General features: G+C 70.1%; 17 protein-coding genes. 2 read left to right on the forward strand and 15 right to left on the reverse strand.

From position 1 onward, the window contains the following. Positions 1-8: 8 nt before the first annotated feature. The 6 genes from ACIQCH_RS20530 to ACIQCH_RS20555 all read right to left on the reverse strand — a co-directional run bounded on the left by ACIQCH_RS20530 (position 9) and on the right by ACIQCH_RS20555 (position 8,900). Positions 9-1,613 (reverse strand): glycosyltransferase family 2 protein, encoded by a 1,605-nt coding sequence (locus ACIQCH_RS20530; RefSeq protein ID WP_402582743.1) that lies wholly within the window; start codon positions 1,611-1,613, stop codon positions 9-11. 122 nt (positions 1,614-1,735) lie between these two features. Next, positions 1,736-2,560, reverse strand: coding sequence for an Ig-like domain-containing protein (locus ACIQCH_RS20535; protein ID WP_402582745.1), 825 nt, complete (start codon positions 2,558-2,560; stop codon positions 1,736-1,738). Continuing rightward, the gene (locus ACIQCH_RS20540) at positions 2,557-3,396 is read right to left on the reverse strand and encodes a rhamnogalacturonan acetylesterase (RefSeq protein WP_402582747.1); all 840 of its coding nucleotides are present in this window, start codon (positions 3,394-3,396) and stop codon (positions 2,557-2,559) included. The genes ACIQCH_RS20535 and ACIQCH_RS20540 overlap by 4 nt, the downstream gene beginning before the upstream one ends. A gap of 16 nt (positions 3,397-3,412) precedes the next feature. Then, positions 3,413-4,897, reverse strand: coding sequence for an SDR family NAD(P)-dependent oxidoreductase (locus ACIQCH_RS20545; RefSeq protein WP_402582749.1), 1,485 nt, complete (start codon positions 4,895-4,897; stop codon positions 3,413-3,415). A 74-nt stretch (positions 4,898-4,971) separates the two neighbouring features. Further along, positions 4,972-7,080 (reverse strand): hypothetical protein, encoded by a 2,109-nt coding sequence (locus tag ACIQCH_RS20550; protein WP_402582751.1) that lies wholly within the window; start codon positions 7,078-7,080, stop codon positions 4,972-4,974. A gap of 245 nt (positions 7,081-7,325) precedes the next feature. Beyond that, positions 7,326-8,900, reverse strand: coding sequence for a hypothetical protein (locus ACIQCH_RS20555; RefSeq protein ID WP_402582753.1), 1,575 nt, complete (start codon positions 8,898-8,900; stop codon positions 7,326-7,328). Positions 8,901-9,138: 238 nt separating this feature from the next. Here ACIQCH_RS20555 and ACIQCH_RS20560 point away from each other — a divergent pair, with 238 nt between their 5' ends. Further along, complete coding sequence (locus ACIQCH_RS20560; RefSeq protein ID WP_402582755.1) at positions 9,139-10,206, forward strand: LCP family protein; 1,068 nt, start codon at positions 9,139-9,141, stop codon at positions 10,204-10,206. Positions 10,207-10,297: 91 nt separating this feature from the next. Here the strand turns inward: ACIQCH_RS20560 and ACIQCH_RS20565 are convergent, their stop codons facing one another. The 6 genes from ACIQCH_RS20565 to ACIQCH_RS20590 form a co-directional block, all read right to left on the reverse strand. Then, entirely contained in the window at positions 10,298-11,815 is a 1,518-nt protein-coding gene (locus ACIQCH_RS20565) for an amino acid permease (protein WP_402582757.1), read from the reverse strand. A gap of 175 nt (positions 11,816-11,990) precedes the next feature. After that, positions 11,991-13,904, reverse strand: coding sequence for a 1-deoxy-D-xylulose-5-phosphate synthase (gene dxs, locus ACIQCH_RS20570; RefSeq protein ID WP_402582758.1), 1,914 nt, complete (start codon positions 13,902-13,904; stop codon positions 11,991-11,993). Between the two features lie 109 nt (positions 13,905-14,013). Next, positions 14,014-15,294: a sugar ABC transporter permease gene (locus ACIQCH_RS20575; protein ID WP_402582811.1), complete on the reverse strand. Its 1,281-nt coding sequence runs from the start codon at positions 15,292-15,294 to the stop codon at positions 14,014-14,016. A 20-nt stretch (positions 15,295-15,314) separates the two neighbouring features. Continuing rightward, on the reverse strand, positions 15,315-16,103 hold the full coding sequence (locus ACIQCH_RS20580) for an ATP-binding cassette domain-containing protein (RefSeq protein ID WP_402582760.1): 789 nt from the start codon (positions 16,101-16,103) through the stop codon (positions 15,315-15,317). Positions 16,104-16,361: 258 nt separating this feature from the next. Then, positions 16,362-17,474 carry a sugar ABC transporter substrate-binding protein gene (locus tag ACIQCH_RS20585; RefSeq protein ID WP_402582762.1) on the reverse strand — a complete coding sequence of 371 codons (1,113 nt, stop codon included), beginning with the start codon at positions 17,472-17,474 and terminating at the stop codon, positions 16,362-16,364. A gap of 117 nt (positions 17,475-17,591) precedes the next feature. Then, on the reverse strand, positions 17,592-18,812 hold the full coding sequence (locus ACIQCH_RS20590; RefSeq protein ID WP_030202444.1) for an ROK family transcriptional regulator: 1,221 nt from the start codon (positions 18,810-18,812) through the stop codon (positions 17,592-17,594). Between the two features lie 405 nt (positions 18,813-19,217). Between ACIQCH_RS20590 and ACIQCH_RS20595 the strand changes: the two genes are divergently transcribed. Next, on the forward strand, positions 19,218-19,457 hold the full coding sequence (locus ACIQCH_RS20595) for a hypothetical protein (RefSeq protein ID WP_402582763.1): 240 nt from the start codon (positions 19,218-19,220) through the stop codon (positions 19,455-19,457). A 67-nt stretch (positions 19,458-19,524) separates the two neighbouring features. Here the strand turns inward: ACIQCH_RS20595 and ACIQCH_RS20600 are convergent, their stop codons facing one another. From ACIQCH_RS20600 to ngcE, 3 genes are read right to left on the reverse strand one after another with little or no spacing between them, the layout of a single operon-like run. Further along, the gene (locus tag ACIQCH_RS20600; RefSeq protein ID WP_402582764.1) at positions 19,525-20,451 is read right to left on the reverse strand and encodes a carbohydrate ABC transporter permease; all 927 of its coding nucleotides are present in this window, start codon (positions 20,449-20,451) and stop codon (positions 19,525-19,527) included. Positions 20,452-20,470: 19 nt separating this feature from the next. Continuing rightward, positions 20,471-21,415 carry a carbohydrate ABC transporter permease gene (locus ACIQCH_RS20605; protein ID WP_402582766.1) on the reverse strand — a complete coding sequence of 315 codons (945 nt, stop codon included), beginning with the start codon at positions 21,413-21,415 and terminating at the stop codon, positions 20,471-20,473. Between the two features lie 27 nt (positions 21,416-21,442). Further along, positions 21,443-22,900: an N-acetylglucosamine/diacetylchitobiose ABC transporter substrate-binding protein gene (ngcE, locus tag ACIQCH_RS20610; RefSeq protein WP_402582768.1), complete on the reverse strand. Its 1,458-nt coding sequence runs from the start codon at positions 22,898-22,900 to the stop codon at positions 21,443-21,445. Positions 22,901-22,986 lie beyond the last annotated feature (86 nt).

Here is a 22,986-nt window from a genome sequence, read left to right on the forward strand (position 1 = left end):
GCGGGGGCTCAGGCCCCCGGCAGCGGGCGGCGCTGGGAGGCCTCGACGGTGAGGTTCCCGGCGCCCTTGGTCCAGTAGAGGTGGCAGACGGTCTCCAGCCCGGAGTGGTCGGCGGGCGCCACGACCACGCCCTGCGCGGTCCGGTCCTGCACGGCGTCGGCCCGTACGGCACCCAGCCGGACCTCCTTGACCACGCCCTGGAACGAGACCGCCAGGAACAGGTCCCACAGGCCCCCGGCGATCGGCCGGTACCCGTCGGCGGCCGCGAGGTCCAGCCGGGCCTCGAAGCCCGCCGCGCCCCGCTCGACGCGCGGCGAGGCCGCCCGCAGCTTCGGGGAGGGCGTGGTGAACACCCGGAAGCGGTACTCCGCGCCGGTGCGCCGCTCGCGCAGGATCACCTTGCTGTTCGGCGCCTTGGTGGGCAGCTGCTCGATGTAGCCGTGGCCGGACAGCCGGAGCACGGAGCCGGCCCACCAGACCTTGTTCAGGCGGTGCTTGGCCTTGAGCGTGCGGGTGATCTCGTACATCTCGTCCGGGACCCGCACGTCCTGGTCCCGGAAGAACGGGTACACGCGGTAGACGCGGCCGCCCTCGATCAGCTGCTCGGGCTTCTCGCGGTCGAGCTCGAACGCGATCAGCCGGTCGGCCTCCGCGAACCGGCCCTGCCGGATCAGCTCCAGGCGCACCGACAGCGGGCGCGGCAGCTTCTCGAAGACCCCCGGGGTGCCGTACGTCTCCAGCAGCTCGCGGCACTCGGAGACCACGTTCCAGCGCAGTTGCGCGTCGTCGCAGGCGCGGTAGGGCGCGCCGGTGGCCTTGCCGAGCTCCAGCTCGAAGTGGCGGGCCATGAGGTGGTCGCGGGCGGGGCCGGGCGGGACCCGCTCGGCGACCATGCCGATCATCTGGCGGGTCAGCACCATGCGGTCCGTCAGCGAACCGTTGAAACGGGAGGTGTTGACCCCGCCCACCCGCTTCGCCTGCTGGACGCAGACCATGTCGGCGACGACGCTCACCCGGTCGGCGTTCAGGTAGGCGAGGGCCGTGAAGATCTGGTCCTCGCCCATCCGCCAGTCGGTCGGGAAGCGCAGGTACGCGCGTTCGACGAGGGAGCGGCGGAAGAGCTTGTCGGGGCTGAGCGACCAGTAGACGCGGGAGGCGTACGGGTCGGCGTCCGCCGCACTGCGCGCGAACATGGACGCGGCCACCTTCTGCCCGTCCAGGCCCGCCACCTTGCCGAGCACGACGTCGGCCTCGTGCTCGTCGGCGGTGGCCACCATGCGCTTCAGGGCGCCGGGCGTGAGCCGGTCGGTGCCGGAGAGGAAGAACAGGTGGCGGCCGGTGGACTGGTCGATCCCCGCGTTCCGGGCGTCCGCGGGGGTCTCCGAGGGCGGCAGGGCCGCGCACCGCACCAGGGTGGGGTACTGCGCGGCGAACTGCTGGAGCAGCTCCCGGGAGCCGTCCTGGGAGCCCCGGTCGAAGGCGAGGACCTCGACGCGGAACCCCTCCTCGACCTGCGCCAGCACCGAGTTGAGGCACTCGCCGAGGTGGCTCATGGCGTTCGCGGCGTCGACGATCACGCTGACGTCGGGCCGGTCCTTGGGGTGGGGGTTCACTCGGAGGTCACCAGACTTCGTTGCCTACGGGGATACGGGAGGTCTCTGGAGCGCCGGTGCGGGCGGGGCCGCCGGGGCGGGCCCGGGAACACCGGGCGCCCCGGCGGTCGGTGGCCCGGCGGTCAGGGCCCGGCGAGCGAGGCGGCCGGCCAGGGCAGTTCGCCGCTGATCCGGGCCTGTCGCCAGGGGGCGTGGGCGGTGGTGCCGACGCCGTTGAAGCCGGGCGGGGTCAGCAGGCCCGGGGTGGCGGACAGGTCGCCGACGTACACCACCACGGTGCCCTCGGCGCGCTCGCCGGCGGGGCCCTGGACGGCGTACGTGAACCGGTCGTAGCCCTGGCTGCCCGGGGCGGCCTGGTAGGCGAGGGCGCCCTCGTGGGTGACGGTGACCTGGCCGGAGCGGGCCTGGGAGTGGCCGATGAGCGCGGTACCCGGGGGCATGCCCTGGCGCACGTCGAGCAGGACCGGCAGGTGGGCGGCGTGCGGCGGGACGTTCAGGGACCGGCCGGGGGCGGAGAAGCCGCGGATGCGAACGCCGTCGTCGGCGTGCGGGTCGGCCCGGAGCAGCTTGCGGGACTCCTGGCCGGGCACGGCGGCGGCCACGGCCGGGCGCAGCGCGGGCTCGGTGGTGCCGGGGCGCACCCGCAGGGTGAGGACGGCCGTCTCGGATCCGCCCGCCTGGGTGCGGACCCGGTACGAGCCGCGGTCGGGCAGGTACTCGGCGCCCTGGGCGTCGAGCACGTCGGCGGCCCCGGCGAGGGAGTCCTCGGCGAGGTAGCCGTAGGCGTACCGGGCGCCGCGGGCGGCCTGGACGGTCAGGGCCAGGCGTACGGTCTGGCCGGGGGCGACGGAGGTCCTGGGGTGGGCCTCGGAGTGCACGGCCACCCGGGCCGCGTTGTCCGGGCGTCCGGGCTCCACGACCTTCACGACGCTGAGCAGGTAGTTCACCGGGCCGCTCCCTTCGCGTCGGTGCCGATCGGGAGCGTGCCCTCGGGCAGCGGGGCCACCCGCTCCTTGGTGACCCTGTTGAACGTGTCGGTGTCCAGCCAGCCGATCTCGTCGGTGGTGAACTCCATGCGGTCCAGGCCCTGGACCCAGTGGGCCGGGACCAGGCCCTGGTCGCGCATCGCGCGGACCACGAACCGGGCGAACTCGACGGCGGCCTCGGCGCGGCAGTGGGTGTCGTCGGCGCCCTTGAGGTTGGCCAGCGGGTTCTCGTACGGCTTCAGGTAGGCGAACAGCTCCTTGGTGGCGGCGGGGCCGATCTCCTCCCACCACTCCAGGCTCTGCGCGTACAGGTCGACCAGCGGGGTGGCGGTCTCCTCCGCGATCTCGCGCATCGCCATCGGGTAGAGCGTGAGGAAGCGCAGCAGGTTGTCGTGCTTGTCGTGCTTGCGGCGCTCGTGGGAGAGGACCAGGATCGGGTGCGCCTGGGCCTCGCGGGCCTGGCGCACCATGGTGCGCAGGTACTCCTGGTAGTCCTCGAAGGGCTCGGTGTGCAGACCCTTCTCGGTCTCCCAGTCGACCTGCCCGAAGCAGATGACGATGTAGTCGCCGGGCCGGACCTGGTTCAGGATCCACTGGAAGCGGCCGCGGTCGTAGTAGCTCTTGGAGCTGGCCCGGGCCCGCGCGCAGTTGACGATCTCCACGTCGGGGGTGAGGAACAGGTGCATGCACTGTCCCCAGCCCGCCATCGGGAGGTAGTCGACCGAGCGCGTGACCACGGTGGAGTCGCCGGTGACGAACATCCGCCGGCGGGGGGTGTCGTGCCCGTACATCGTCATCGTGCCGTCGTCCCCGTCAGAGCTCGTCGTCCGTCTTGGCGAAGGCGTCCGCGAGGTCGCCCTCGGGCACGGACACCGTCTTGAAGGGGTCCTGGCGGCGTACGTCGATGACGTGGCCGGTCAGCTCCGAGATGAGGACGTCGACCGAGGTGCGGGCCACCGACTCGGAGGTCAGCAGCGAGTCCGCGGGCTCCTCGCCGAAGGCCTTGGTGCGCATCGGGGTGCGGGTGCGCTCGGGGTTGACGCAGTTGACGCGGATGCCGTCGACGGCCCACTCGTCGGCCAGGGCCTGGGTCAGGTTGACGGTGGCGGCCTTGGCGGAGGAGTAGAGGCTGTAGCCGGCCCGGCCGCGGGTGTAGCTGCTGGAGGTGTAGAGCAGCAGCTGGCCGCGGGTCTTCGCCAGGTACTGGTGGGAGGCGCGGGCGATGTGGACCGGGGCGAGGTAGTTGACGAGCGTGGCGCTCTCGATGGTCTCGTGGTCGGTCTCGGCCAGCTTGCCGGTGCGCAGCACGCCGGCGGTGTTGACGACGAAGTCGATGCGGCCGGCCTGCTCGTACGCCTCGGCGAGGGCCTTCTCCACGTGGGTGGGGTCCTCGACGAAGGTGCCGGTGCCGGAGCGGCTGAAGCGGAAGACGGTGGCGCCGTAGGACTCGGCGAAGTCGGCTATGTCGGAGCCTATGCCGTAGCTGGCGCCGAAGACGACGAGGGCCTTGCCCTCCAGGGCGGCCCGGTAGGTGGCGTCGTCGCCGTGCGCGGGGGCGGCCTGGTGGGCGAGCTGGAAGAACTTGTCGGCGATGAAGATGTCGACCGGGTGGGTCACCTTCATGTTGTGCTCCTCGCCCTCGACGACGTGCACGGGCACGTCGGGCAGGTAGCGCAGGACGACGGAGCAGTCGTCGGTGGCCTCGAAGTTCGGGTCGCCGGCGGCGACGGCGTACGCGCGGCGGATGGTGGCGAGCAGGAAGGCCTGCGGGGTCTGGCCGCGGCGCAGCCGGGAGCGGTCCGGGATGTCCGTGATGAACTCGCCGTCCTCGCCGTGGGTGCGGGTGACGATGATGGTGTCGGCGGACGGGATGGCGACGTCCACGGCCTCGAAGTTGTCGAGGGCGGCGACGCAGTCGTCGATGACGCGCTGCGAGAGCAGCGGGCGGACCGCGTCGTGGAAGAGCACCTTGGGGTCGGGCTCGCCGTCTTCGAGGCCGGCGGTGATGGCGTCGATGGCGCGGCAGGTGGTCTCGTTGCGGGTGGAACCGCCGGCGATGACGCGGCTGACCTTCTTCAGGCCGGCCGCGCCGACGATCTTCTCGACCTCGGCGACCCAGTCGGGGTGCATGACGACCAGCACCTCGTCGACGGAGGCCGCGCCCTCGAACACCGCGAGGGTGTGTTCCAGGATGGTGCGGCCGGCGATCTTGACGAGCTGCTTCGGGATGGCCAGGCCGACCCTCTGACCGGTACCGCCGGCGAGGACGACGGCGATGGTACGGGCACTGCGGGACAAGTCGACTCCTCGAATCGGCTGACAGGGACGGTGGGCCGCCGGCGAGGGCCCGAGCGGCACTTCGGGGCCGGGGCCTAGAAGTACTGCTGCATGGAGTTCTGGTGGTGTTGCCGGATCACGCGGATCGGCATGGTGGCGTCGTGCATGACCGTCTGGCCGCGGGTGAAGGGGTTGGCCAGGATCGGTTCGGCGATCTCGCCGGGCGGGAACTTCTGGCTGGCCTTGGCGAACAGGGCGTTGACGGCGTCGTTGAAGCGGACCATCGAGTCGCCGTCACCGAGCAGGTAACGCTTGAGGATGGCGCGGTGGTCGGCCAGCCGGTCCATGCCGCCGGACGCGGCGGCCTCGACGCAGGTCTGCATCTCCTCGCAGGACGGGCCCATGATGTACGCGGCCGAGGAGGCCGGGTTGAGCTGCTTGAACAGCTCGGGGTCCATGTCGGCGGGGTTGCAGACGACGTACGGCTTCTCGCTCTGCACGAAGTCGGACACGACGCTGGAGATGTCGCTGATCATCATGTCGGACTCGTTGAAGCAGCTGTACAGGGACGGCAGCTGGGTGGTGACGACCTGGTGCCTGGCCGGGCCGTGCAGCTGCCAGAAGGTCTCGTGCCACTCGGCCTGCAGCTGCTCCCAGGACTCCTTCGGGGGCTTGGCGAGCGCCGCGCGGTCCTTGTCCCAGATGCCGTAGACGCCGACGACGGTCCAGGCCTTGAGCTTGCCCATGCGGGCCTCGAGCTCGGCCAGCCGCTTCTCGCCCTGGGCCATGCCCTTGGCGGCCTTCTCGCGGCGGGCGTTGTCGGCTTCCAGCATCGCGATGATGCGGCGGTGGGCGCGGGTGGCCTGGATGGAGCGCTTGCCGGTGAGGGGGTGGGGCTTGTAGATGATGCGGACCGGCCGGTCCATGTTGAGCAGCATCCGGATCATCTTCTCGCCCATGAGGATGAGCGAGGTGTGGTACGGGTCCGCCGTCCAGCCTTCCCAGGTGGGCGCGTACATGATGGTGGTCACGTGGCCCGCGGCCCGGCGGCCGACCCGCTCGACGGCGCTGAGCTGGGGGCGTCCGACACGTACGAGGTCCGTGGACGGGATGGTGCCGCGCAGGCGCTGGTAGCGGTCGTCGCCCGCCTCGCCGGCGGTCCAGATCTCGTCGTAGACCTTGCTGACGCGGTTGGAGCTGGCGAGCTTGTCGCTGTCGCCGTGGCCGATGAAGACGTGCTTGGCCTCGGCGATGCGGAGCATGTGCACGTTCTTGCCCGCGTTGGCCGGGTAGAGGACGACGCGCGCGTCGGGCAGCTCCAGCAGCGACAGGTCGTCGGCCTTGGGGATGCAGACGACCGGCAGCGGGGTGTACGCGAGGAAGCGCAGGGTGGTGACCTCGCGGAGCACGATCAGCGGGCGGCGGCCGAGCCGGGCGAGGGTGTCCAGCCACATGTTGACCTGGTACGCGGAGTCGCGCGCGCCGGCCGCGTAGCTGAAGTACAGGACCACCTCGGGCTGGTACTTCGCCACCTGCTGGTTGAGGATCTTGAAGGTGCGCTCGTGGCTGGGCACCTTGCGGCAGCGGCTGACCGTGGGCAGCAGCATGACCATGCCGGTGACGGCCAGGGCGACGGCGACCGCGACGCCGAGCACGCCGAAGCCGATGACCTTGGTGTACTGCGAGGCGAGGCCGCCGACGATGACCGCGGTGTCCAGGTACAGGAGCTTGCGCTCGTGGCTCTTGAACGCGAGCGGGGGCGGCGGCTCGGGCATGCTCAGCTTCGACAGGTCCAGGTTGCGGACGCGGACCGGCAGCGCGCGGCGCCTCTTGATGAACATGCACAGGAACGTGTACATGAGGCGCAGCGAGTGCACGGCCACGAAGCCGAGGAAGACCACGACGAACGCGTCGCCGCCGACTCCGGTCAGGCCGCGCAGCATCACCATGACGGCGAGCTCGCGGACCAGGACGCGGATGGACAGACCCCACTTGAGCTTGCCGAGGAACTTGATGAGGTCCGGCTCGTGCTTGTGGAGGTGCAGGTCCGCGGCGTAGCTGACGACGATGGCGGCCAGGAACACCCAGAAGTGCCCCGTGACGGCCGAGACCAGCATGCCGAGGTAACTGCCCAGCAGCGAAAGAAGGACAAGTACGTTCTTGTCCTTGCTGATCTCCGCATGGCGGATCAGCGCGGCGATCACTCTCGTCCTCTTCCTCTCACTACCGTGCGTGACGACCAGGCACAGACGAGGAAAGAAGGGGGAACGGCTGAGGCCACATCAACAGGGTGGAAACCAGCCCTCCGTGACGGTCTGGCTGAGTTCCCCGCGTCGACGTGAAGTCTTCACCTCAGCTTTACCTGGAGTGAGGATACTACCCGCCTTCAGGTCACGAATAAGTAACCAGTAAGAAAATTCGGACGGGGCACCGTCACCCTCGGCTGACCTTACCCGCCGTCAGCAGGTCCGGCGACGCAGTCCCAAGGTCCGAAGTCAAGGGCCTGACCAGGCATCTGGCGCGCAACCGAGAGCCGGCCGGCCGGATCCAGTGTGGCGATGATCACCCGACCCGTCCGGTCGCGTACGACCGCGGGTGGCACGAGAGTTCGACGCCCCGTCGGGGACCACCACACGCCCGACTCGGGGCTGTTGTCCACGTACGTACCGATGGCGCAGCAGCCCTGCTCGTCCACGGCCGCCAGCACGGTGCAGCTCCAGCCGCCGACCGGGACCCCGGCCGCGCCGACCACCCGGCCCGCGATCCGGGGAGCGTTGAGGCTCACCGGCCCCTGCGCGCCCCAGCGCCACTCGCAGGGCTCGCCGGTCTCGGCGTACCGGAAGCGCAGGGCGGCGCCCTCCGGGGCGGCGGCCAGCGAACCGGGCGCGGCGTACACGGGAGCTCCGCGGCGGTCCTCGGCCCACTTGCCGCCCGGGCCGCCACGGTGCCAACGCACCGTCCCGGGCCGGTCGCGCAGCCGTGCGTACATCTCCACCGTGCCGTCCGGGACGGGCAGTGCGACGTTCTCGTCGGCCGTCTTGGCGCCGGCCAGGTGCGTCCAGCCGGACCAGGCACCGTCGGCGCGCTGGTGGCAGGTGTTCACCCCGTGCCCGTCGTTGCGGACGAACACGTGCAGGGTGCCGTCGGCGTCGCAGGCCGCCGAGGGGTACCCGAGGTAACGCCCGCGCAGGGGCTCCGCGCGGTGCGGGTTGGGCTGCGCGTGCCAGGGGCCGAGCGGGCGGCCGCTCTGGTACTGCAGCGCGCAGACCACCTCGATGTTCCACTCCCCCGACGCCGGCCGGGTCCGGCGCAGGCCGATGAGCTTGGTGTACCCGTCCGGCCCCTGCACCACCGTCAGCCCCGGCAGCAGGCCCGGCACGTCGAGGAGCTCGGGCCCGCTCCACCGGCCGTCCGGCTCCTCGGTCCAGCGGGCCACCCCGCCCGGCACGGGCAGGTAGGCCGACAGCCGGCCGTCGGTGCCGCGCACCGCCCAGTGCAGCGGCGCGGGGTAGCGCGGCCGGGACGCCGGCGCGGGCCAGGCCTCGGCGTCGATGACCCGGCAGTCGGTGAACACCGGGCGTCCGGTGTCGCGCTGGTACTCCTCCACCGCGTCGAGGACGGCCAGGACGAGGTCCGCCTCGCGCCGTCCGGCCGGCGAGCCCTCCCGCCCGGCGTGCGGGTCGAGGGTGAGCACGCGGGCCGGCCGTACGGCGTACAACTCACGCAGCAGTGCGTCGACCAGACGCTCGGTCGGCAGCGGACGCGGCGCACCGTCGGCCGGGCAGCCGCGCCCGGCGGCCTCGGCGGCCGCCCGGGCGAAGGCCGCCTGGTCCTCGGAACTCCCGCCCTCCAGGCACAGGATGCTCGCGCGGGCCGGGCCGGCCTCCTCCGCCAGCAGCACGGCAGCAGCCCCCGGCGTGGTCGCCACGATCAGCAGCGGCGCCCCCGCGGCAGCCGCCGCATCCCGGTTGAGCTGCGGTTCAGCGCTCCCGCGCCCCTCAGAACGGCGGTCGACTGAACGCATCTTGCCCCTCTCGGTTCCCTGACCCGACACCGCGGGTTCTCCTCTCGGTACCCGCGAGCACGATAAGGGCACTCCCGTTCGACGTGCACGTTTGCCTATAGTTCTCGGGTATCGCTCCACCGTCGCAGCGCGAAGACCCCCGCCTGGCGCTGCCGGAGCGACCGACCGCCCGGTCCCCCGCGAGGTGGCGGTCACCCTCCCAGACGACCGATCACCGGGATCGAAGGACACCTTTGGCATGACTCAGGCAACCGAAGCACCGCCGCGTTCCCGCAGGGCCCCCCGTCGCAGGAAGGGCCGCGCGGTCCGCGTCATCCTGCTGGTCCTGCTGGTGCTGGTGCTCCTCGCGGGCGGCGGGCTGTGGTGGCTCTACAGCCACCTCAACGGCAACATCGACAGCGTCGACCTGGACAAGGCCATCGGGGACAACCGCCCGCAGAAGGTGGTGGCGGGGGCCCAGAACGTCCTGGTGCTCGGCTCCGACTCGCGCAGCGGCGCGAACGGCGACCTCGACCACGGCGACGTCGGCGGCACCGCCCGTTCCGACACCGCGATGCTGATGCACATACCCGAGGGCCACTCGAGGGTGACCGCCGTCAGCATCCCGCGCGACACCCTCGTGACCCGGCCCGAGTGCAGGAAGAAGGACGGCGAGACCCTGCCGTCGAAGAAGCGCGTCATGTTCAACTCCATCTACACGGTGGCCGGCCCGGCCTGCGTCGTGAACACGGTGGAGCAGATGTCCGGCGTCCGCATCGACCACTTCGTCGAGGTCGACTTCGCCGGCTTCAAGGGCCTGGTGGACGCCCTCGGCGGCGTCACCGTCACCACCACCGAGCGGATCCACGACACCAAGGGCGGCTTCACGCTGGAGCCGGGCACCCACAAGCTCGACGGCACCCAGTCCCTCAAGTTCGTCCGCACCCGCTACGGCCACGGCGACGGCAGCGACCTCGGCCGCATCGGCCTGCAGCAGCAGTTCATGCTCGCCATGCTGACCGAGATCAAGAAGCAGGACGCCTTCGGCAACCCGGCCCGCCTGTACCAGCTCGCCGACGCCGGTACGAAGTCGCTGACCACCGACTCCGACCTGGCCTCCCTCACCGCGCTCGCCGACTTCGCCAAGAGCATGAAGGGCGTGGACGCGAACACGATGGAGACCATCATGCTGCCGGTGGCCTACGACAAGGTCGACCCCAACCGCGTGGTCGTCGCCGAGCCGCAGGCCACCGACCTGTGGAGCGCGCTGCGCGAGGACAAGAAGGTCCCCGCCTCCGCGAAGAAGTCCCCGGCCCACGGCGGCTGAGCACCACCGCCCGGTACGGGCGCGCACGAAGGGGCTCGCGGCCTGTGCCGCGAGCCCCTTTCGGCTTCGGTACGCCCCTACGGGGCCACGGTCAGAACGGGGCCTCGCGCCCCAGCTTGCCGAGTCGGCTGTGCGAGCGTCCGTACAGGAAGTACACGACGAAGCCGATGACCATCCAGATGAAGAACCGCAGCCAGGTCTCGGCCGGCAGGTTCAGCATCAGCCACACCGAGGCCGCGATCGACACGATGGGGAGGAACGGCACCCAGGGGGTGCGGAAGGCGCGGTGCAGGTCGGGCCGGGAGCGCCGGAGGACGATGACGCCGAGCGCGACCACCACGAAGGCGAACAGGGTGCCGATGTTCACCAGCGTCGCCAGCTCGTTGATGCTGGTGAAGCCGGCCACGATGGCGATGACCACACCGAGCAGGATGGTGGGCCGGTAGGGGGTGCGGAACTTCGGGTGGGTGACCGAGAAGAACCGCGGCAGCAGTCCGTCGCGGCTCATCGCGAAGAACACCCGGGTCTGGCCCAGCAGCAGGATCATGCAGACGGTGGTCAGGCCGACGGCCGCGCCGAAGCTGATGACGCCGGCGTACCAGGGGTGCCCGGCGGACTTGAACGCGTCCGCGAGCGGGGCGCTGGTGGACAGCTTGGTGTAGTGCTCCATGCCCGTGACGACGATCGACACGGCGACGTAGAGGACGGTGCAGATGAGCAGCGAGCCGAGGATGCCGCGCGGCATGTCCCGCTGCGGGCGCTTGGTCTCCTCGGCCGCGGTGGCGACCACGTCGAAGCCGATGAAGGCGAAGAACACCACGGACGCGGCCGTGAAGATGCCCATGACGCCGAAGTTCGTGGGCTCGTAGCCGAACATCAGCTGGACCATCGGCGCGTCGAGGCCCGAGCCGCCCTCCTGCGCCACCGCGGGCGGGATGAAGGGGCTGTAGTTGTCGGAGTTGATGAAGAACGCGCCCGCGATGATGACGATGAGGACCACCGCCACCTTGATGGCCACCACCACCGCCGTGATCCGGGCCGACAGCTTCACGCCGATGACCAGGATCAGCGTGAGCAACAGCACCAGCAGGAAGGCCAACAGGTCGAAGGTTCCGCCCGGTACGTCCGGGCCCTCGAGCGCCGCGGGCAGGTGCCAGCCGGCGTTGTCCATCAGGGAGCGGACGTACCCCGACCAGCCGACCGCGACCACCGCGGTGCCGAGGGCGAACTCCAGGACGAGGTCCCAGCCGATGATCCAGGCGGGCAACTCGCCGATCGAGGCGTACGAGAAGGTGTACGCGGAGCCGGCCACCGGGACGGTGGAGGCGAACTCCGCGTAGCAGAGGGCGGCCAGGGCGCAGACCACACCGGCGGCCACGAAGGCCAGTGCCGTGGCGGGTCCGGCGGTCTCCTTGGCCACCTTGCCGGTGAGGACGAAGATGCCGGTGCCGATGATGACGCCGACGCCGAAGACCGTGAGGTCCCAGGCCGACAGCGACTTCTTGAGTGCGTGCTCTGGCTCTTCGGTGTCGCGGATGGACTGCTCGACCGTCTTGGTCCTGAACACCCCGCCGGGCCGGTCCGGCCCCAGGTCCTGCTGTGTGCTCACGCTACCTCCACGGCATTCGGCGTGACGGCCATGATTCGGTGAGGGGCCGCACCGGCAGGGGTCGGCAGGGCGCCATGTCACGCGAACGGGCCGGTCGGTCCACCTGTTCAGCGTGACCCGACCGGCCCGGGAGGTACAACCGGAGGTGGGCCGTTCGGGCCACCCCCGTCCGCGGTCAGTCCGCGGCGGCCTCGACCGACTCGCTGTCGAAGCGGCCGTCGAGCCGTGCGACCAGACCGGTGACCTGGCGCGCGATGTCCGGCGCGGTGAGCCCGATCTCGGCCATGACCTCGGCGCGCGAGGCGTGGTCCAGGAACCGGGGCGGGATGCCGAAGTCGCGCAGCGGGACGTCCACGTCGGCGTCGCGCAGGGCCTGGGCGATCGCGGAGCCGACACCGCCGACGCGGCTGTTGTCCTCGACGGTCACCACGACCCGGTGGCGCTCGGCCAGCGGGGCCATGGCCTCGTCGACCGGCTTGACCCAGCGGGGGTCGACCACGGTGGTGGAGATGCCCTGCTTCTCCAGCAGGCCGGCGATCTCCAGGCACATCGGGGCCAACGCGCCGATGGAGACGAGCAGCACGTCGGGGCGGTCGGTGCCCGCCTCGCGCAGCACGTCCATGCCGCCGACCGTGCCCACGGCCGGGACGGCCGGGCCGACCGCGCCCTTGGAGAAGCGGACGACGGTGGGGGCGTCGGTGACCTCGACGGCCTCGCGCAGCTGGGCACGGACCTGGTCGGCGTCGCGCGGTGCCGCGAGCCGCAGGCCCGGGACGACCTGGAGGATCGACATGTCCCACATGCCGTTGTGGGAGGCGCCGTCGGTGCCGGTGACGCCGGCCCGGTCCAGGACGAAGGTCACGCCGCACTTGTGCAGCGCCACGTCCATCAGGACCTGGTCGAAGGCGCGGTTGAGGAAGGTGGCGTAGACGGCGAAGACCGGGTGCACGCCGCCGGTGGCCAGGCCCGCCGCGGAGACCGCGCCGTGCTGCTCGGCGATGCCGACGTCGTACACGCGCTCGGGGAAGGCCTTGGCGAACTTGTCGAGGCCCACGGGCTGGAGCATGGCCGCGGTGATGGCGACGATGTCCTCGCGCTCCTGGCCGAGCTTGACCATCTCCTCGCCGAAGACCGAGGTCCAGTCGGCGCCCGAGGAGGCGATCGGCAGACCGGTGTCCGGGTGGATCTTGCCGACGGCGTGGAAGCGGTCCGCCTCGTCCTGGAGGGCGGGCTGGTAGCCGCGGCCCTTCTCGGTGAGGCAGTGGACGATGACCGGGCCGCCGAAGCGCTTGGCGCGGGTGAGCGCGGACTCCAGCGCGGCGATGTCGTGGCCGTCGATGGGGCCGACGTACTTCAGGCCCAGGTCCTCGAACATGCCCTGCGGGGCGATGAAGTCCTTCAGGCCCTTCTTGGCGCCGTGCAGGGTCTCGTACAGCGGCTTCCCGACGACCGGGGTGCGCTCGAGGATGTCCTTGCCGCGGGCGAGGAAGCGCTCGTAGCCGTCGGTGGTGCGCAGGGTGGCGAGGTGGTTGGCCAGGCCGCCGATGGTGGGCGCGTACGAGCGCTCGTTGTCGTTGACGACGATGACCAGCGGGCGGTCCTTGGCGTCGGCGATGTTGTTGAGGGCCTCCCAGGCCATGCCGCCGGTCAGGGCGCCGTCGCCGATGACGGCGACCACGGCGCGGTCCTTGCGGCCCTGCACCTCGTTGGCCTTGGCGAGGCCGTCGGCCCAGCCCAGCACGGTCGAGGCGTGCGAGTTCTCGATGACGTCGTGCTCGGACTCGGCCTGCGAGGGGTAGCCGGACAGGCCGCCCTTCATCTTCAGCTTGGAGAAGTCCTGCCGGCCGGTGAGCAGCTTGTGCACGTAGGACTGGTGGCCGGTGTCCCAGAGGACCTTGTCCTTCGGGGACTCGAAGACACGGTGCAGGGCGATCGTCAGTTCGACGACACCGAGGTTGGGGCCGAGGTGCCCGCCGGTCTTCGAGACCGCGTCGACCAGGAACGACCTGATCTCCACGGCCAGCTGGTCCAGCTGCTCCGGGCCGAGCCGGTCCAGATCGCGCGGTCCCGTGATGCGGGTCAGCAGCACCCGTGCCTCCTTGCAGTTGCTTGCTGGTCTGACGAGTCTAATGTTCCACGTCGAAGTGCCCGGTACCGCGTCCGCGGTACCGGGCACTCGACGGTGTGACCTGTGGCCGCTAGGCGCGGCCGGCGGTCTTCTGGGTCTTGCGGGTGACGGAGTCGATCACCACGGTGGCCAGCAGCACCGCTCCGGTGATCATGTACTGGATCGGGGTGGCGATCCCCTCCAGTGCGAGACCGTACTGGATGGACGTGATGACCATGACGCCGAGGAGGGCGTTCCAGGTCCGACCGCGTCCGCCGAAGAGGCTGGTGCCGCCGATGACGGCCGCGGCGATGACGTTCATCAGCAGGTCACCGGAGCCGGCGCTCTGGTTCGCCGCGGCGATCTTGGAGGCCCAGAACAGGCCGCCGATGGCCGCGAAGGTGCCCGCGATCGAGAAGACCGCGATCCGGACCGCCGTGACGTTGATGCCGGCGCGGCGGGAGGCCTCGACGCTGCCGCCGAGGGCGAAGACCTTGCGGCCGAACGAGGTGCGGCGCAGGACGAAGTCCGTGCCGACCAGGACCACCAGGAAGAGCAGCATGGCCAGCGGCAGGCCCTTGTACTGGTTGAAGATCGCGGCGGCGCCGAAGGCGACGACCGCGAGCAGGACCGTACGCAGGACGATCTCGCCGACCGGGCGGAACGGGACGTTCGCGGCCGAGCGGCGGCGCGCGTCGAAGAAGGAACCCAGGAAGTACAGGGCGACCGCCACGATCGCGAGCCCGTAGGCCGCGGCGACGTCCGAGAAGTAGTACGTGGTGAGCTTGCCGACCAGGCCGTCGGGGTCGATGTTGATCGTGCCGTTGCTGCCGAGCAGCTGGAGCATGAAGCCGGACCAGAACAGCAGGCCGGACAGGGTGACGGCGAAGGCCGGTGCGCCGATCCTGGCGAAGAAGAAGCCGTGGATGGCACCGATGACGGCGCCGGCGACTATCGCGACGATGACGGCGAGCCACTCGTTCATGCCGTGGGTGACCGCCATCACCGCGAAGATCGCCCCGGAGACGCCGGACACGGAGCCGACGGAGAGGTCGATCTCGCCGAGCAGCAGCACGAAGATGATGCCGACCGCGATCATGCCGGTGGCGACCATGGTCACCGCGATGTTGCTGAGGTTCTCGGCCGAGAGGAAGTTCTCGTTCAGGCTCTGGAAGACGGCGCAGATGATCACGAGGCCGATGATCACGGGCAGCGAGCCCAGGTCACCGGCGCGCATCTTGCGCTTGAACTCGCCCACGTAGCCGGCCAGGCCCTGCTCGCGCACGAGCAGGCGGGGATCGACGGCGGGTACCGCCTGTGCGGGGATCTCGTCCGCCCGCGTGTGGGGGCCGGGTACCTCGGCGTCGTCCAGGGCGGGCTGGTTGTCGGTGCTCACTTCTGAGCCTCCCCGGTGCGCGCCGCACGGCGGGTCACGGCGTTGTCCGTGGCTCCCGTGATGGCGGAGATGATCTCTTCCTGCGAGGTGTCGGCGACCTTGAAGACGCCGTTGTTGCGCCCGAGGCGCAGGACGGCGACCCGGTCGGCGACGGCCTTGACGTCGGCCATGTTGTGGCTGATGAGGATGACGGCGTGGCCGCGCTCGCGCAGCCGCTCGACGAGGTCGAGGACCTGGGCGGTCTGCTCGACGCCGAGGGCGGCGGTGGGCTCGTCGAGGATGACGAGCTTGGGCTCGCCCAGCATGGAGCGGGCGATCGCCACGGTCTGGCGCTGACCGCCGGAGAGCGAGGCGATGGGAATCCGGACACTCGGGATCCGGATGGACAGGGTGGTGAGCAGCTCGCGGGCGCGGCGCTCCATCTCCACCTCGTCCAGCATTCCGCGGCGGCGCAGCTCGCGGCCGAGGAAGAGGTTGCCGACGACGTCGATGTTGTCGCACAGCGCGAGGTCCTGGTAGACCGTCGCGATGCCGAGGTTCTGGGCGTCGTGGGGCTTGTTGACCTGCACGGGCCTGCCCTCCCACTCGATGACGCCGTCATCGATGGGGTGCACTCCGGCGATCGTCTTGACCAGCGTGGACTTGCCGGCACCGTTGTCGCCGACCAGGGCGACCACCTCGCCGGCGTGGATCTCGAGCTCTACGTCGGTGAGCGCCTGGACGGCACCGAATCGCTTCGAGACGCCTCGCAACGCCAGCACGGGCGCAGCGGACACATCAACCATCTCCTTCGCCGCCTGACCGGCGGGGATGTCGTACAGAGTCGTACGGAAGATCTGGGGAGGGGCTTCGGAGGGGGAGGATCGTTTCTGCCGGGGCACCTGCCCCACAGAATCGTTTTTCCCCTCTTGGGCCGAATGAGGGATCGTTTCTGCCCGGTGTCCCGCGGGTGGCGGGATGAGTGGGCGGGACACCGGGCAGGATCCAGGGTTCCTGACCAGGCCTTGCCGGCCTGGTCGGGCGGCGGCCGCGGGGGCCGGGGCCTACTTCAGACCGGCCTTGGCGCAGGCGTCGGCGTACTTGCCCGCGCAGATCTCGTCGACGGTGTAGACACCGTCCTTGACCACAGTGTCCTTGATGTTGCCCTTGGTGAGCGACACGACGGGGATCAGGACCGAGGCGACGCCCTTGGTGGTGGGGCTGTCGACCGTGGAGGTGGTGGCCGGCTTCTCGCCCTTGGCCAGGGCGACGGCCATCTTCGCGGCGGCCTGGGCCTCGGGGGCGTACGGCTTGTAGACGCTCATGTACTGGTCGCCCGCGACGATGCGCTGCACGCCGGCGAGCTCGGCGTCCTGGCCGGTGACGGGGGGCAGCGGGGAGACGCCGGCGGACTTCAGGGCGGTGATGATGCCGCCCGCCATGCCGTCGTTCGCGGAGTAGACGCCGACGATCTTGTCCTTGCCGAGCGCGGAGATCGCCGCCTCCATGTTGGCGTTGGCGTTCTCCGGCTTCCACTCCTTGGTGTCGTACTCCTTGCCGACGTTCACCTTGCCGTCGAGGACGGAGTGCGCGCCCTTCTTGAACAGGGCCGCGTTCGGGTCGGTGATGGAGCCGTTCATCATCACGACCTGGCCGGCCTTGGCCTTGTCGCCCAGGGCGTCCAGCAGGGCCTTGCCCTGGACCTTGCCGACCTCTTCGTTGTCGAAGGAGGTGTAGGCGTCGATCGGGCCCTCGGCCAGGCGGTCGTAGGCTACGACCGGGATGCCGGCGTCCTTCGCCTTCTTGATGGAGCCCGCGATGGCCTTGGCGTCGACGGCGTCGACGATCAGCACGTCCACCTTGTTGGTGAGCATCGTGTCGATCTGCGAGTTCTGAACCGTCGCGTCCTGCTTGGCGTTGGCGTAGATGACCTCGCCCTTGCCGTTCGTCAGCGCCTTGATCTCCTTCTCGATCAGGGGCTGGTCGAACTTCTCGTAGCGGGCGGTCTGGTTCTCGGGCAGGAGCAGACCGACCTTGATGGCGTCACCCTTGGCGGTGCCCGACGCGGACTCGGACGTCTTGCCGCCCGACTCCTTGGCGCTGCCGCAGGCGGCGAGGGACACGGCCATCGCCGCGGCCGCCACGGCTACGGCGGAACGGCGGATACGCGTGTTCATCTTGTGAACCTCCCTGACGAGGCCGCGTCCGTGCGGCCGAGGTGGACGTGAGTCAACTCGGCCGCACGGTTGTCGTCAAGGAGTGAATGCTTAACGAGATGACAACGGTGCCACTCGTTATCTGCTTGAAGACAGAGCCACGCCACCGAGAGAGCCCACAGAGCTGGACGAACCGTCTAGAACCGTCGAATCACCCATCTCCGACAGTACGAGTGCCAGCGCGCCCAGCACTTCGGCACGCCCGCCCAGTGCCCCGGTCAGCACAGACAACTGCCGCGCGGCGCTCGGGATGGCGTACCGGGACACCGAGTCCCTGATGGGCGCCAGCACCAGCTCCCCGGCCTCGGCCAGACTGCCGCCCAGCACCACCCGGCTGGGGTTGAGCAGGTTGCACAGGTGGGCCACGCCGCTGCCGATGTGGCGGCCCACGTCCGCGATTACCCGGCGGCAGCCGGGATCACCCTCCCGGCCCAGCTGGACCACCCGCTCCATCGTCAGGTCCGGTCCGTGGGTGCCCTGCAGCAGCGGGAGCACGTACCGCGCGGCGGCGAAGGTCTCCAGGCAGCCGCGGTTCCCGCAGCGACACACCGGCCCGGACTCGTCCAGGGTGATGTGCCCGATCTCCCCTGCCGTGCCGCCCGGGCCGCGGTAGATCTGGCCGTTGATGACCAGGCCGGCGCCGACGCCGCTGGCCACCTTGATGTACGCGAGGTCCTTGACCCCACGGCCGCTGCCCCAGACCAGCTCGCCCAGCGCACCGAGGTTCGCGTCGTTGTCCACGTACACCGGCACACCCAGGCGCTGCGAGAGCTCCTGGCGCGGGTTGATGCCGGTCCAGCCCGGCAGGATGGCGGTCGAGCCCAGCGTGCCGGACTCCACGTCGATCGGCCCGGGGACGCCCAGACCCACCCCGATGATCTTGTCCCGGCTCACCCCCACCGTCTCGATCAGCCGTCCGACCAGGGCTTCCGCCCGGTCGAACCCGTCGACCCAGGACGCGTCCACGTCCAGCGGCTCGGACTCCTCGGCCACCACCTCGTGGGCCAGGTTGCCCACCGCCACCCGCAGGTGCGTGTGGCCGAAGTCGACACCTATGACGATGCCCGCGTCACCGCTGAGGGAGACGCTGCGCGCCCGCCGACCGCCCGCGGAGGTCGGCGTGACCTCGACCGTCCCACCGTCCTTCAACTCCCGGACGATGTTGGAGACCGTCGCCGCCGACAGTCCCGTGGCGCGGGCGATCTCGGCCTGGGTGAGCGATCCCGCCAGCCGTACCGCCCGTACGACCCGCTCGAGATTCGCCCGGTGCAGTGACGACTGCGAACCCGGAGTCTCCACGACTCATCCACTCCTGCCCATAAGCGGCGAACACGGCCACCGCCCCCCAAGCCGGGCCTCCGGAGGGAGACACCGGCGTCTCCAACTTGTGAACACCTAAGTCGAGCCCTCTGCCCCCGACCCGTCAAGAGGCAGAGACAGGGCAAATAGGGCACTACAGCCATAAGTATGAGAGAACGACCGTGAGAGTTCGTGTCAGGGTCGCCAAGGTGCCGATCTTCAGCGGTCCCCCGGGACCGGACGGCGCCGCGATGCGACCGCGCGGGGCAAGGACTCGCCTCCGGCCCGGCCCGGCTCCGGTCGGCTCGACTCCGGCCCGAAGGTCCCCCCGACCGCCCCCGAAGGGCTGCACCCACCCCGTACGGGCCTGAGGGACAGGGCACCGGCAGCGTGCGGTCAGGTGCGGTGCCCACGCACGACCAGGCGCGGACGATCGGCCGCGCCCAGGTCGGCCGGCGTGAGGTCGCCACGGCCCTGGCGGACATCTCCCGCCGGGAGGAGCACGACGTGGCGAAGGCCTGGTTCGACGCGGACGTCGCACAGCAGCGCACTGCGATCGCGCGCCACGGGACGCGCCTGGAATCCGACCGTGCGGTGCTCTCGCAGGGCCTGGCCGACGCGCGGGCGGTCCTCGCCGGGCACTGAGCCCGCGCCGAGCCGGGCGCTGAGCCCGCGCCGGGCGGGCGGCCCCCGTCGGGAGCCGCCCGCGGGGCTACTTGAGGGTGGCCGAGGTGAGGCCGGCCTGGATCTGGCGCTGGAAGGAGAGGTACACGACCAGCATCGGGACCATCGCGATGGCAACGCCGGCGAACAGGACGGGGAGGTCGGTGGCGTAGCCCTGCTGCTGCTGGAGCTGGATGAGGCCCTGGGTGAGCAGGTAGCGCTCGGGGTCGCTGCTGGTGGCGGGCTGCATGAGGACCGCGGGCAGGATGTACTGGTTCCACTGGCCCAGGGTGTTGAAGATGCCCACGCTGATCAGGCCCGGCTTGGCCATCGGCAGCATCACCTGGAAGAAGATCCGGGTGTGCGAGGCCCCGTCGATGACCGCCGCCTCGTGCACCGCGGTGGGCAGCGTGCGGAAGAAGCTGTGCATGAAGAAGACGGTGAAGGGCATCGAGTAGGCCACGTACACGAGGACCAGCCCGTGGTACGTGTTCAGCATGTCGAACCGCTTGACCATGAAGAACAGCGGAACGAGGGCGAGGAAGACCGGGAACATCGCCCCGCCGACGAAGAAGTAGTAGACGAGCCGGTTGCCGCGGAAGGGGTAGCGGGCCAGCACGTACGCGGCCATGGAGCCGAAGAGCATCGTCAGCGGCACCGAGAAGACCAGGACGATGAAGGTGTTGGCGAAGTAGTCGCCGATGCCCTTGTCCCAGGCCCGCCCGAAGGCGTCGAAGTGCCAGTTGGTGGGCCAGCTCAGGGCGGAGCCGCCGATCTGGGCGTCCGTCTTGAAGGCGCCGAGCACGAGCCAGAGCAGCGGCAGCACGATCAGTACGGCCCACAGGGCGAGGAAGCCGTGCGAGAAGACGTTGAGGACCGTGCCGTCCGAGCGGCGGGACTCCCGCTCGCCGGTGCGGCCGGACCCGCCGGCGCGCTCGGACGCCGCCTCGCCGGGGGCCTTGATCACTGTGGTCATGGTGGTCTCCCGTCCCCGCTCAGAACTCGATGCGCTCGCGGCGGGTGGCGCGCAGCGTGACGACCGAGAGGATCATGGTCAGGGCGAGCATGACCACGCCCATGGCGCAGGCGTACCCGCTCTTGCCGAAGTAGAGGAAGTTGCGCATCAGGACGGTGGCCATGACCTCGCTGTGGTGGTCGGGGCCGCCGCCGAACTGTCCGGAGGTCATCGTGGAGACGAGGACGAACATGTCCATCGCGGCGATGCCGAGGTAGACCGCGGAGGTCTGCACCGAGTCCCACAGCAGCGGCAGGGTGACCCGGAAGAAGGTCTGGGCGCGGCTCGCGCCGTCGAGCAGGGCGGCCTCGTAGATGTCCTTCGGTACGGACTGCATGGCGGCCGAGAAGAGGACGAGGTAGAAGCCGACGCCGTGCCAGACCACGACCAGCAGCAGGCACCAGAGGACGAACTTGGGTTCGTTGAGCCATTCGACGGGCGCCTGCGCGTCGACCAGGCCGAGCTTCATCAGGACGCCGTTGAGCAGGCCGCCCTCGTCGCTGCGGTAGACGGCGCCGAAGAGCACGGCGAGGATCGCGAGCGAGAGGACCTGCGGGAAGAAGTAGACGATCTTGTAGAACTTCGACCCGGCGACGCCCTGGACCCCGCCCGCCCCGCTGCGGCCGCCCGCGTTGAGCATGAAGGCGAAGAACAGGGCGAGCAGGATGGTGACCGCCGGGACGAACACCAGGAGCAGCAGGTTGTGCCAGATCGCGCCGAGGAAGACCTCGTCCTGCACCAGGGCCCGGTAGTTGTCCAGTCCGACGAAGTCGAAGGTCGGTGAGGCACCGGTCCAGTTGGTGAACGAATAGCCGAACGTCTGGACGTACGGCCAGATCACGAATGTCACGTACAGCGCGAGCGGCACGACGAGGAACCCGGTGATGAAGCCGGCCCGTCCCCTGCTCCTGGCTACCTTGCTCATGGTGTCCGTCCCTGGTCCTGGCGGCCGTCAGTCGCGGTGGTTCTTCTTCGCGTTCGGGTCCTTGGCGGCCTTGTCGACGGCCGCCTGGGCCCGCTTGATCCACTCCTTCGGCTGGATGCGCTTGGCCATCAGGGCGTTGGAGGCGTCCTGGATGTCCAGGTCCATCTGGCTGTACCAGTCGGGGTAGCGGTAGTTGAACGTGTTGCCGTCGCCCGCGGCCTTGAGGGCGTCGACGGCCGACTTGGTGCCGGGACGCAGCTGGACGCTCGGGTCGACGCCGTCCTTGACGATGGTCAGGGAGTTCGCCTGCTGGGCGAAGAGGGTGGACCACTCGCGGGAGAGCATCATGCGGATGAACTCCATGCCCCCGGCCTTGTTGCCGGCCTTCGCGGGGACGATGAAGGGCTCGCCGGCGCCGGCCCGGATGGCTTCGAAGGGCAGCTTGCTGCCGGGCAGCACCGGCATGGGCAGGAAGCGCATGTCGAAGTCGGCCGGGGTCTGCTTGAGCTGCTCGTTCTCCAGCCAGGAGCCGCAGGTGATGAAGGCGGCCTTGTACTGGTTCCAGCGGGTCTGGGACTCGGTGTGGGTCAGGCCGTTGGTGCCCGGCATGAGCAGGCCCTTCTCGACCAGCTCGTAGACGGCCTCGACGGCCTCCAGGGCCACCGGGTTGTCCGCGAAGGCCTTGGGCTCGAGGTTGTCGATCGCCTTCATGGCGTCCAGGCCGCCCTTCTTGGCGATCAGGTCCATGATGGCGACGTTGATGTAGTACGGGTACTTGCCCTGGTGGGCGAGGCCGCCGAGGCCGGCCGCCTTGGCCTTCGTACAGACGTCCATGAACTCGGCCCAGGTCTTCGGGGGGTTCCAGCCCTTCTCCTTGAAGAGCTTGCCCGAGTACCACAGGCCCCAGACGGTGTAGACGTAGTTCACGTAGACGAACTTGCCGTCCAGCATGCCCTGTTCGACGGTGCCGGGGATCAGCATGTCCCGGACCTTCTTGGTGGGGTCGTCGAGCGAGGGGGCGTCGAGGACCGGGGTGAGGTCGGCGAGCTGTCCGCCCTTGTTGAGCACGTCCAGCTTGATCTGCTGGGCGCCGGAGTCGTCGATCACGTCCGGCGGGTTGCCGCCGTTGAACCGCGGCTGGAGCTTGGCCGCGATCTCCTGGGTGCCCAGGTGGGCGGTCTTGGTGCCCCACTTCTTGTCGAAGGAGGCTTCCCAGGCCTTGGCGTAGTCGTCGCCGTAGCCGCCCTTGAAGACGACGACGTCGAGCTTGCTGCCCTTGGCCACGCCGAAGGGGTTCTCCTTGGTGGCCTTCGTCGCGGAGTTGCCGCCGGTCGGGTTGTCCTCCCCGCCGCCGGAGGCGCACGCGGACAGGAAGCTCATCGTGGGCACCGTGATCAGACCGAGGGCCGCGGACCGCTTGATCAGGTCGCGGCGGCCGAGGCCCGCACCGGTGCTGCGCTCGCCGTGGGCGGAGGTGGATCCCATGCTCAAGTCCTCGCCTTCGTCAGATGTGTGAAGGACGCCGAAAAACCAGGCAGTTGCGAAAAACGGGCATCACCGCAGGTCGCCCG

This window comes from Streptomyces sp. NPDC093225 (assembly GCF_044753805.1).
Classification (GTDB): Bacteria; Actinomycetota; Actinomycetes; order Streptomycetales; family Streptomycetaceae; genus Streptomyces.

Coding starts and splice junctions, on each gene's coding strand:
- ACIQCH_RS20540 (WP_402582747.1), bottom strand. CDS start 3,396: ATGACGATGTACGGGCACGACACCCCCCGCCGGCGGATGTTCGTCACC.
- ACIQCH_RS20600 (WP_402582764.1), bottom strand. CDS start 20,451: ATGACCACAGTGATCAAGGCCCCCGGCGAGGCGGCGTCCGAGCGCGCC.
- ngcE (WP_402582768.1), bottom strand. CDS start 22,900: ATGGGATCCACCTCCGCCCACGGCGAGCGCAGCACCGGTGCGGGCCTC.
- ACIQCH_RS20585 (WP_402582762.1), bottom strand. CDS start 17,474: ATGAACACGCGTATCCGCCGTTCCGCCGTAGCCGTGGCGGCCGCGGCG.
- ACIQCH_RS20605 (WP_402582766.1), bottom strand. CDS start 21,415: ATGAGCAAGGTAGCCAGGAGCAGGGGACGGGCCGGCTTCATCACCGGG.
- ACIQCH_RS20560 (WP_402582755.1), top strand. CDS start 9,139: ATGACTCAGGCAACCGAAGCACCGCCGCGTTCCCGCAGGGCCCCCCGT.
- ACIQCH_RS20555 (WP_402582753.1), bottom strand. CDS start 8,900: ATGCGTTCAGTCGACCGCCGTTCTGAGGGGCGCGGGAGCGCTGAACCG.
- ACIQCH_RS20580 (WP_402582760.1), bottom strand. CDS start 16,103: ATGGTTGATGTGTCCGCTGCGCCCGTGCTGGCGTTGCGAGGCGTCTCG.